This window comes from Nocardiopsis quinghaiensis (genome assembly GCF_008638365.1).
GTDB lineage: Bacteria > Actinomycetota > Actinomycetes > Streptosporangiales > Streptosporangiaceae > Nocardiopsis > Nocardiopsis quinghaiensis.
On record NZ_ML703343.1, the window covers coordinates 1 to 8,593 of the forward strand.

Annotated in this window: 14 protein-coding genes; 3 read left to right on the plus strand and 11 right to left on the minus strand. The window is 68.5% G+C overall.

What is annotated here, in order from left to right; genetic code table 11:
- The 10 genes from FYX01_RS04375 to FYX01_RS26015 all read right to left on the minus strand — a co-directional run.
- A partial coding sequence (locus FYX01_RS04375; protein WP_223830306.1) for an FtsK/SpoIIIE domain-containing protein occupies positions 1-1,697 on the minus strand: 1,697 nt, incomplete at its 3' end.
- Between the two features lie 82 nt (positions 1,698-1,779).
- Positions 1,780-2,172, minus strand: coding sequence for a hypothetical protein (locus tag FYX01_RS04380; protein ID WP_150237810.1), 393 nt, complete (start codon positions 2,170-2,172; stop codon positions 1,780-1,782).
- 250 nt (positions 2,173-2,422) lie between these two features.
- A complete protein-coding gene (locus tag FYX01_RS04385) occupies positions 2,423-2,713 on the minus strand; it encodes a hypothetical protein (protein ID WP_150237812.1) in 291 nt (96 codons plus the stop codon).
- Positions 2,713-3,951 carry a hypothetical protein gene (locus tag FYX01_RS04390; RefSeq protein WP_150237814.1) on the minus strand — a complete coding sequence of 413 codons (1,239 nt, stop codon included), beginning with the start codon at positions 3,949-3,951 and terminating at the stop codon, positions 2,713-2,715. Before FYX01_RS04390 ends, FYX01_RS04385 begins: the two co-directional genes overlap by 1 nt.
- On the minus strand, positions 3,948-4,145 hold the full coding sequence (locus FYX01_RS04395; RefSeq protein ID WP_150237816.1) for a hypothetical protein: 198 nt from the start codon (positions 4,143-4,145) through the stop codon (positions 3,948-3,950). The genes FYX01_RS04390 and FYX01_RS04395 overlap by 4 nt, the downstream gene beginning before the upstream one ends.
- The gene (locus FYX01_RS26005) at positions 4,142-4,300 is read right to left on the minus strand and encodes a hypothetical protein (RefSeq protein WP_190394174.1); all 159 of its coding nucleotides are present in this window, start codon (positions 4,298-4,300) and stop codon (positions 4,142-4,144) included. The genes FYX01_RS04395 and FYX01_RS26005 overlap by 4 nt, the downstream gene beginning before the upstream one ends.
- Complete coding sequence (locus FYX01_RS04400) at positions 4,297-4,479, minus strand: hypothetical protein (RefSeq protein WP_150237818.1); 183 nt, start codon at positions 4,477-4,479, stop codon at positions 4,297-4,299. Before FYX01_RS04400 ends, FYX01_RS26005 begins: the two co-directional genes overlap by 4 nt.
- An 88-nt stretch (positions 4,480-4,567) precedes the next feature.
- Complete coding sequence (locus tag FYX01_RS04405; RefSeq protein WP_150237820.1) at positions 4,568-4,813, minus strand: hypothetical protein; 246 nt, start codon at positions 4,811-4,813, stop codon at positions 4,568-4,570.
- 90 nt (positions 4,814-4,903) lie between these two features.
- The gene (locus tag FYX01_RS26010) at positions 4,904-5,458 is read right to left on the minus strand and encodes a DUF3307 domain-containing protein (RefSeq protein ID WP_190394175.1); all 555 of its coding nucleotides are present in this window, start codon (positions 5,456-5,458) and stop codon (positions 4,904-4,906) included.
- Positions 5,459-5,574: 116 nt separating this feature from the next.
- The gene (locus tag FYX01_RS26015) at positions 5,575-5,721 is read right to left on the minus strand and encodes a hypothetical protein (RefSeq protein ID WP_190394176.1); all 147 of its coding nucleotides are present in this window, start codon (positions 5,719-5,721) and stop codon (positions 5,575-5,577) included.
- Positions 5,722-6,182: 461 nt separating this feature from the next.
- Between FYX01_RS26015 and FYX01_RS04415 the strand changes: the two genes are divergently transcribed.
- From FYX01_RS04415 to FYX01_RS04425, 3 genes are read left to right on the plus strand one after another with little or no spacing between them, the layout of a single operon-like run.
- A complete protein-coding gene (locus tag FYX01_RS04415; RefSeq protein WP_223830307.1) occupies positions 6,183-6,947 on the plus strand; it encodes a GntR family transcriptional regulator in 765 nt (254 codons plus the stop codon).
- A 7-nt stretch (positions 6,948-6,954) separates the two neighbouring features.
- Positions 6,955-7,791 (plus strand): phosphoribosylaminoimidazolesuccinocarboxamide synthase, encoded by an 837-nt coding sequence (locus tag FYX01_RS04420; RefSeq protein WP_150237824.1) that lies wholly within the window; start codon positions 6,955-6,957, stop codon positions 7,789-7,791.
- A gap of 2 nt (positions 7,792-7,793) precedes the next feature.
- Positions 7,794-8,021, plus strand: a complete 228-nt coding sequence (locus FYX01_RS04425; protein ID WP_150237826.1) for a hypothetical protein — start codon at positions 7,794-7,796, stop codon at positions 8,019-8,021.
- Between the two features lie 52 nt (positions 8,022-8,073).
- Here the strand turns inward: FYX01_RS04425 and FYX01_RS26495 are convergent.
- Positions 8,074-8,593 (minus strand): hypothetical protein (locus FYX01_RS26495; protein WP_223830308.1); only part of this gene is annotated, 520 nt, incomplete at its 5' end.

Below are 8,593 nucleotides of genomic sequence, written 5' to 3' on the forward strand. Positions count from 1 at the left end.
TCCGCGATGGCCTGAAGCTCCCCGCGGTCGGGGTCGATGAACGCCGCCCGCGTCTGCACCGGGCTGCTGCCCTCAGCGAGGATGTAGCCAGCGCCGCGCTGGTCCGGCTCGAACAGGGCCGCGCTGTAGCCGCGACCGGCCCATCCCGTCCCGAGGATGGTGTCGGAGGCGGCCGGGGTGGTACACCGCAGCGCCCACCGGATGGACAGGATGTCCCGCAGCCGGGTCGGGACGACCTCAGCGGCGGGCCGCTGGGTGATGACTCCGGTGATGATCCCGGCCGCGCGGCCCCGGCCCACGATGTCGGCCAGCGCGGTCATGAACTCCTTGTCGGCCTTGGTGTCACCGGAGGCGGACCAGAACTGGACTTCGTCGATGTGCACCACGATCGGGTGCAGGCCGTACTTCTTGGCGATGGCCTCGGTGACCTTGGGAGCGCCGATCTTGCGCAGGATCTTGTAGCGGCGGTCCATCTCCGCGATGACCTCGCGCAACATCGCGATCATGGCCTCGGGACGCTTGTCGGTGAGTACGAACTTGGCCATGGGCTCCCACACCATGAGGTCGAACCCGAACTTGCCGTCGGCCAGGTAGACCTGGGTCCTGGGGTCGAGGAAGAACCAGGCCAGCACGTTGTTGGAGGCCACGCTCTTACCGCCGCCGGGCTCCCCGCCGATCATGTAGGAGCGTTCGACCATCTTGAACTCCACGGCCCGGCCCCGGGCGTCGCGCCCGGCGAAGAGCTTGTCGGTCCAGAAGTTCACCCGGTCCGGCGCCCGGGTGGCCAGCGGGTTTTCCACCCGGCCGCCCTGCATCGGGTCCTCGTCGGCCACCCACAGGCGCACCCTGCCGTTGTGGCCCTTGACCGGGTCCAGGGCGACCTGGACCTCGTCCACGCCGATCGCTCCGGCCAGCTCCCCTCGCTTCTTGGTGGCGTTCTTGTAGGTGGTGCCCGGGGGTAGCTCCAACGTCGCCTCCCAGGCTCCGTTGGTGCGGGTGACCGGGCCAACCACACGGATCTGGTCGGCCTGTTTGGCGAGCTTGGCGGCCACGAACACCTTCTTGACCTCCTTGCCGGAGGGAGAGCCGCCCAACGCGGTGTGCCCGGCCTCGGCGTCCCCCAACGCGGCCCGGCGCCGCTCCAGGCCGCCGGCGACCGCGAGGACCACGAGCAGCGCGATGATGGGCACGGCCGGGGTGAGCAGGAACCAAGCCGCCGTCCCGACGGCGGAGGTGGCGCCCACCCCGGTCAGCACGACGTTGCGGCGTTTCTTGCGGGTGGTCAGCACCAGCTCGGGCTTGACGGCCAGCTGGGTGTCGAGTTCGGCGGCGGTCATCCACCGCCACACGTGTCCGGCCCCGCGAGCGGTGCCCACGCTGCCGTAGACCAGCTCGTGCTTGAGCACCGCCAACGCGAGCTTGTCGGGGCGCTTGGCGACTTCCCCGGCCCGGTGGGCGGCGGTACGCATTCCGGCGGGCACCACCACGGCCCGAGTTCTGGTTCGGGCCGCGACCTCGGTGGACGGTGGCGGTTCGGGCCTGTCCTCCTGGTCCTCGTTGTCGTCGGGCACGATCTCGGCGTCCACGACCTCCGGCCCGTCATCGACCGGGAGAGAGGACCGTCCGGGGAAGGTGATGACCTCGGCGTCGTGGACCTGAGTGTCGTCGTGGTCGCGGTCGGGGTTCGTGGCGGTCATGCTGGTGGTGCCTCCCTGGTGAGGTGCGGGCGGCGGCGGATCTTGGCGGTGAGGCCGCCGCCCGCTTGGTGGTGGGTGTGGGTCAGTAGTCGTTGACGTCGAAGTCGGTGGTGAACTGCTCAGCGCTGTCCAGGCCGCCCTGGACGAACTCGTAGATGCCGATGAACGGGCCTGACGCGGCCAACCACAGGCAGGGCACCAGCAGCGCCAGCCACGGGGTCAGGGAGCGGGTGCCGCCGTCCTTGAGCTCGAAGGTCACCCAGGCCGTGGCCACGACCGCGATGAGGGTGGCCAGCCCGTCGAAGGTGGCAGAGCCCAGGCTGCGCACCCCGGCGATGGCGTAGGGCGCGATGAAGGGCACCACGGCCAGCCCCGCGATGAGCGAGGTCAGGGTGAGCATCCGGCCCCGTTTGCCGAAGATCAGCAGCGTGATGGCGAGCCCGGTCGCGGCCAGGGCGACGATCCCGCTAGTCATAGGGCCTCTTTCCTGCGTTGGGCGTGCCTGCCCCGCCCGGGGCAGGCACGGGAGCGGGCGGGGTCAGCGGGAGCGGTTCTCGTCGCGGTGGCCGGAGACGACCAAGGCGATACCGGTGGCCAGGATCAGACCGAGGATGAGCAGCTCGAACATGGATGTGTGCCTTTCTGGTGAGGTGCGGGTGGTGGCGGATCTTGGCGGTGAGGCCACCACCCCGGAAACGAGAAGCCCGGGAGCGGGCGGGGTGTGACTAGAACAGGGGCAGCTGGTCGGCACACAGCGCGCACACGTCCCAGCCGGCCACCTTGTGGTGCTTGGGGTCGCGGCACCGCTCGGACGGGTCGACGGTGGCCTCGGACTCCAAGTGGTGGCGGTATCGGTCGTCGGCCTTGAACCGGTAGTGGGACTCGAAGACGGGCATGGCGCAGGTGCACCGCACCTGGTACACCCAGGCCTCTCCCTCTCCGAGGTCACCGAGGGTGCGGGTGATGCTCGGGCGGTGGCGGACCGTGGTGTGTGCCTGGTCGGGTTGGGTGGTCATCACCGCTCTTTCCGGATCGCGCTCTGGTGGCGCTTGACCGTGGACTCACCCAGCCCCAGGGCAGAGGCGATCTGAGCCGCGGTGGCGTCGGGATGGGCGTACCAGTAGTTCGCGACGCGCTGGCGGTTGTGCTCTCCGGCCGCGCGGCGGGCCTGGCTAGCCGGTGTGGTCCGCGGGCTCACACCATGGCCCGGGTTCGTCTCGGGCTCCCTGTGTTCGTACTGGTCGACAACGATCTGAGACGCGTTGTGAACCCGCCGGAGCCGCCACGCCTCCTGGACTTCCTCGCGGGTGGGGGTACCGCTGCGAGCCGGGGCCGGACCGTCGTAGTCCGGGCCGGACGGGAGCGGGCTCACACCGTCGTCGGGGCCGTCGTGGTCGGCCAGGAACGCCGCGATCTGGTCGGCCATCACATCGCCCTGCTCGTTCAGCCACCGCTCACCGGAGATCGCCGGGTGCGCGAGTTCCTCGTGGTCCTGGCCGTCTCCCATCGCGACTCGGCGCAACTCGGACTCGTCGGCGGCGTCGACGTCGGCCAGCGCGTCGGTGATGGCGGTGGACAGGCTCGTGGCGGACAGGTACGCGGCCAACGACCAGGCCGCCGCCCCGAGTGAGCAGACCGCCCCGATCGGACTTCCCAGAGTGGCCAGAACAGCGCTGACCGCCAGCGGCACTCCGATCAGCAGCCAGAACACGATCCGCTGCCAGGGCTCCAGGTCAGTTGAGCGGGCGGCCAGGCGCCCCCGGAGCAGGATCATCGCGGTGGACAGGATCGTGAGCCCGGCTTCGACCAGGTAGCCCATGCCGGCTGGCGACTGGCCGGGGCGTCCTTGCAGCCAGGCCTCGATGGCCATCCCGGATCCGATGCTGAGCAGGACCGACAGCACCAGGCAGCCGATCATGTACCGCGAGCGGGTCAGGGTCAGGTCGGCCACGGCCCGGCCGGGGGACGTGGTGTCCCGCGCCGCCTGGATCGCTTCGAGGGTCTTCTCGGCAGCGGCGGCGCGGGCGTCGGAGACGCGGGTGCGTCGCAGCTTGCGCTTGTGCTCGGCATCCAGGGCGTCGCGCTGCTGCTGGATGCGCAGAGCGTCGGCGTGGCTCCGGGTGGCCGGGTTGGTGCGCGGGTTGTCGAGCAGGTTCTGATCGGTGATACCCATCAGGTCGCGGGCCTGTTCGACCTGGCGGGTGACGTCGGCGGCCACGTCCGGGACGCCGCCGTTGCGGTGGAAGAACTTCATCGGGTTCCCTCCTCCGGGGCCGATGCGGGCAGGGAGAGCGGGCGGGCGGCGAGGTCGGCGGCACCGTCCAGCACCAGGACGGCGCAGGCCAGCGGCAGTGCGGCCAGCCGCAGGAGCGTGACGGCCAGGACCAGGAACAGGGTGAGCAGGACGGCGAGGAAGCCGACGGCCTGGATGCTGTGCAGGGTGGTCACCGGTCCTCACCTCCGTCCTGGCGGGCACGGATGGCGTGGAGTTCAGCCAGGTCGGCGGCTCGTGCGGGCAGCAGCCCGCCGGTCAGGTGACGCAGAAGCGCGTACACCGCGACCAGTGCACACAGCATCAGCAGGAGCGTCAGCAGCAGGTTCATCGCCGGGCCCCCTTCCGAGCCCTGGACTTGCGAGGGGTCTGGGTGACGGCCAACCGGGTGCGGCGCCAACGCCGGAACGTGGCCCGGGCGCGGCGCGTGGTGCGACGGATACGGGCGAAGGCAGTGGCGGCCAGGATGCCCAGCAGCACCCCGACGGCGGCGTAGAGGAGCGGTTCCATCAGCGGTCCCTTCGCATCGGGTTGGCCGGGGTGAGCAGCAGAGCAGCCAACGCCAGGTAGGCCAGAACGATCGCGAGAGTGAGCACCATCAGGCAGCGCTCCTCAGGTCCGTGGCGGCCGGACCGCCGTCCGGGGCGGGCATCTTTCCGACCAGGTCGGCGAGGATGTCGAAGGCGGCCGCGCGGCGGGCGGCGTAGGCCTCGAAGGTCTCACCGGGCAGGGCCGGAGCGAACAGCTCGCTAGCCAGTTCGGAGTCGCCGAGCAGGCCGGCCAGCTCCTCCGGGTTCGGGGCGGGGGCTTGGGCAGCGCTCGGGAACGGCAGAATGGTCGACATCCGAGGTGTGTCCTTTCGATGGGTGATCTCGGTGTGGCCCTCGCGGAGCGCAATCCCGCGGGGGCCTTCGTCATCGGTGGGGCGGGGTGTTCAGGCCGCAGCGAGCCGGCGCCGCCCGTGGCGGGAGGCGAGGATCGCGGCGATCATGACGATGGCGGCGATGCCGACCAGCACCGCGAGCATCAGTCCGGCCGACGCCATCACCAGGGCGCTGATCGCGACCCAGGCGGTGTGCCAGTCCTGGTCCATCCGGTAGGCGCCTGTCCCGAGGTGCGGGGCGTCGTCGTGGCCAGGCCGGGGAGCTCCGAGCGTGGCGAAACCGGTCTTGCCGATGGCCTCATAAAGGCCGGCGGCGGTGAAGCGCCGGTCGAACCACCAGTGGGACCAGGCGGTGAGCGTCAGCCCGGCCACCACCGCGGCCGGGTTCACGCTCAGTCCGGTCACCGCGACCACGGCCAGGACGGCGACGGCCTGGAAGGTGACCACGACCATCACGTGCTTGGTGCACGCCATCCGACCCGCGTGGTCGCAACCGCCCTTGGCGGCGGCCCAGTCGGAGGACTGGAAGGGATGGTCGGCCAGCAGGTGCGCCGGATAGCTGGCGGCGGCCAGCACGGCGAAGACGACAGCGTCGGCCTGGGGCATGATGGAAGAACCTCTCTGTTGTGCAGGTGAGGGCCGGGGGCCGCCGCGCCGTGGAAAGTGAGGCGGCCCCTCGGTATGTGCTTGGGCTAGCTGGTGGGTGTGCTGCGCGGATGGGGTCAGCCGAAGTGAATGCCGCCGGAGATGGTTCCGGCCTGGACGACGCCGCCACCGTGCTGGACCTCGGTGGATCCGTCCTCGTAGGTGATGACGGTGACCCCGTCCTTCGTCTCGATCGACTGGATGTCCTTCTTCTCCTTGGCCATGTCGGCCCCTTCCTGTGTGGGTGTGGACCCGGGTGGTCCCGGCCCGTCCCCGCGTGTCCCGTGTTGTGCCGGGAGGCGGGGGCGGACAGGCACCCCTGGGGTGCGGCGCGGCCATGCCATGCGGCCCCTGCTCTTGCTGGGGCGGCGCACCCTTATGGGGTGCCGTGGCCACGTCTTCCCTTCGCCGTCCCTTGAGAGCTCGGGATGGGGTCAGGGCGTGCGCGCTATGTGCCTCAAGGGCTTGTGAAAGCTCGTGCGCTCCGGGATTCCACGCGGTGGACAGGGCTCTGCCCTGGTCACCGGAGTCCTCTTCCGGGCTGCGGCCTGTGGCCGTGCAACTGTTATAGCACGCGAGCGTTTGGCGTACTAGTACAGTTGGCATATTCATTGGGCCTGAGCGCATTGCAGGTCGTAAGCCCCAGCTCACATGGCCGACATATATGCGTACTAGTACACTGATCATGTTCACCACGAAGGAGCCGCACGTGTCCCCTCAGGTCCAACGCACCGACCCGCCCTACATGCAGGTCGTCAAGCACATCAAGGCCGAGATCGAGTCCGGTGTCCTCCAGGACGGGCAGAAGATCGACTCTGTGCGCGCCATCAGCGCGAAGTGGAAGATCTCGCTGGCGACCGCGACCAAGGTCGTCGGGACGCTCAAGGCTGAGGGCCTGGTGCGCAGCGAACCCGGCAAGGGCAGCATCGTCACCCGCGACCAGGCGGCGGACAGCGCCAAGGACCGTGTGGTCCGCAGCCTGGAAGGCCGGATCTACGCGGCGAACGAACGTGCCGAGATCCGCGCGGCCGAACTGGTGCCGGCATCCGAGGAAGTCGCGGACGCCCTCGGCGTTCCCACAGGCACGAACGTCATCCGACGCCAGCGCGTCACCCTCCGGGATGACGTGCCCTCCTCGGCCAGCACGTCCTGGTTCAACGGAGAGCTGGCTGAAAGCGCTCCGCTGCTCCTGGAGGCGAAGCGGCTGCCCCAGGGCACCCCGAAGTACGTCCAGGAGAAGACGGGTCTCACACCCGCCACCGGCAAGGACCAGCTTCGCGCCGACATCGCCTCGGAAGAGGACTCCGCAGCGCTGGGCATCCCGCTCGGCTCCCCGGTCCTGCGCAAGCAGAACTGGGTGTTCAACGCCGAAGGCGACGTGATCGAGTTCGGCCAGTCCGTCTCCGTGGCCCGGCGCTGGGCCACCTACAACTACGAGATCTCCAGGTAGGAGCGACATGGAACTGCTGCACTCGGGCAAGGTGCGCGACGTCTACGCCGACGGTGATGACCTCATCCTGGTGGCCTCGGACCGCGTGAGCGTCTACGACGTCGTGCTGCCCACCCCCATCCCCGACAAGGGCAAGATCCTGACCCAGCTCTCGCTGTGGTGGTTCGAGCAGCTCGCCGACGTGGTCCCGAACCACATCATCTCCGCCACCGACGTTCCCGAAGAGTGGGCCGGACGTGCCGTGCGCTGCCAGAAGCTCACCATGCTTCCCGTCGAGTGGATCGCCCGCGGCTACCTCGCGGGCCTGGGGCTCAAGGAGTACGAGAAGCAGGGCACGGTCTCCGGGATCAAGCTCCCCGAGGGCCTGGTAGAGGCGTCCAAGCTCCCCGAACCGATCTTCACCCCCACGACCAAGGCGACCGAGGGCCACGACGAGTTCATCACCTTCGCGGACGTCGTCGAGGAGATCGGTCAGGAGACCGCCGACCGCCTGCGCACAGTGACCCTGGACGTGTACAAGCGCGGCGCGGAGATCGCGGCTGAGCGCGGCATCATCATCGCTGACACCAAGCTGGAGTTCGGCCGTGCGGCGGACGGTACGCTCGTGCTCGCCGACGAGGTGCTGACCTCCGACTCCTCGCGGTTCTGGCCTGCGGACGACTGGGAGCCGGGCAGGCCCCAGCACGCGTTCGACAAGCAGTTCGTCCGGGACTGGTCGAGCACTATTACCGATTGGGACCGCACCCCGCCCGGTCCCGAGATCCCGGATGAGATCGTAGAGGCGACCCGGGCCCGGTACATCGAGGTCTACGAGCGGATCACCGGCAAGCGCTGGGAGGCGTGAGCATGTATCAGAGCTACGACCGCAACAAGCTCGTGCGGCAGGTACGGGAACTCCTGGAGAGCGAAGGGCTCGAACCGATCGCCCAGGACGACCCGAAGCCTGAGCACGCCGCGATGTTGCTCCTGCGCTCCTTCGGGATCTCGCCAGTCGTCGACCATGTGGAGACGCTTAAGGGCGCGATGAACCGCACCTGGGAAGACGCCGACGAGCAACGGTCAACTAAGCGCTAACATCACAATTCGGCGGAACATTAAGCGCCTGGGCAATTTTCCCAGGCGCCTTTCATTGTACGCCCTTGAGTTGGCGGTCTACCCAGATTGGGAACTTTCTGGTTGCGCTATATGCCATAGCCCCAGCGCCGTTGGCGGTGAGGGTGGCTGCGAAGAATTCGAACCTGTTTGGATCTTCGAAGTCGGAAAAAAACATATCAAACACGAACCCTAGGGCGACCACATACATGATCAAAGCGGCATAAAAAATGTAGTCGCGATCGACGGCATCAGAATCCGCAGATTTATGTGCTTCTTGCCTGGCTTGCTTCCACAGTTCTGACGTGAAGTCTGCAAAATGGGCTTGGGCAACTTGTGTGGCGATGGTGTTGAGTCCCGAAGCGGACCTCACGACCTCTTCGAGGTGCGCGCCGATTCCGAAGGCTCGGGGCTGCGTGTTCGCGAGTGCGGCGCTTAGGAAGGTGGCGCGGGTGCGATGCGCGCTGATCATTCCGAGGTTGCCCAGGGCGGACCGCTGGGCCTGTGTGGCGATGGTGTTGAGTCCCGAAGCGGACCTCACGACCTCTTCGAGG

What these genes read in the sequence shown, in the direction of transcription:
- FYX01_RS04380 (WP_150237810.1), bottom strand. Translation starts at nt 2,172, where the DNA reads ATGACTAGCGGGATCGTCGCCCTGGCCGCGACCGGGCTCGCCATCACG.
- FYX01_RS04385 (WP_150237812.1), bottom strand. Translation starts at nt 2,713, where the DNA reads ATGACCACCCAACCCGACCAGGCACACACCACGGTCCGCCACCGCCCG.
- FYX01_RS04390 (WP_150237814.1), bottom strand. Translation starts at nt 3,951, where the DNA reads ATGAAGTTCTTCCACCGCAACGGCGGCGTCCCGGACGTGGCCGCCGAC.
- FYX01_RS26005 (WP_190394174.1), bottom strand. Translation starts at nt 4,300, where the DNA reads ATGAACCTGCTGCTGACGCTCCTGCTGATGCTGTGTGCACTGGTCGCG.
- FYX01_RS04400 (WP_150237818.1), bottom strand. Translation starts at nt 4,479, where the DNA reads ATGGAACCGCTCCTCTACGCCGCCGTCGGGGTGCTGCTGGGCATCCTG.
- FYX01_RS04405 (WP_150237820.1), bottom strand. Translation starts at nt 4,813, where the DNA reads ATGTCGACCATTCTGCCGTTCCCGAGCGCTGCCCAAGCCCCCGCCCCG.
- FYX01_RS26010 (WP_190394175.1), bottom strand. Translation starts at nt 5,458, where the DNA reads ATGCCCCAGGCCGACGCTGTCGTCTTCGCCGTGCTGGCCGCCGCCAGC.
- FYX01_RS26015 (WP_190394176.1), bottom strand. Translation starts at nt 5,721, where the DNA reads ATGGCCAAGGAGAAGAAGGACATCCAGTCGATCGAGACGAAGGACGGG.
- FYX01_RS04415 (WP_223830307.1), top strand. Translation starts at nt 6,183, where the DNA reads ATGTTCACCACGAAGGAGCCGCACGTGTCCCCTCAGGTCCAACGCACC.
- FYX01_RS04420 (WP_150237824.1), top strand. Translation starts at nt 6,955, where the DNA reads ATGGAACTGCTGCACTCGGGCAAGGTGCGCGACGTCTACGCCGACGGT.
- FYX01_RS04425 (WP_150237826.1), top strand. Translation starts at nt 7,794, where the DNA reads ATGTATCAGAGCTACGACCGCAACAAGCTCGTGCGGCAGGTACGGGAA.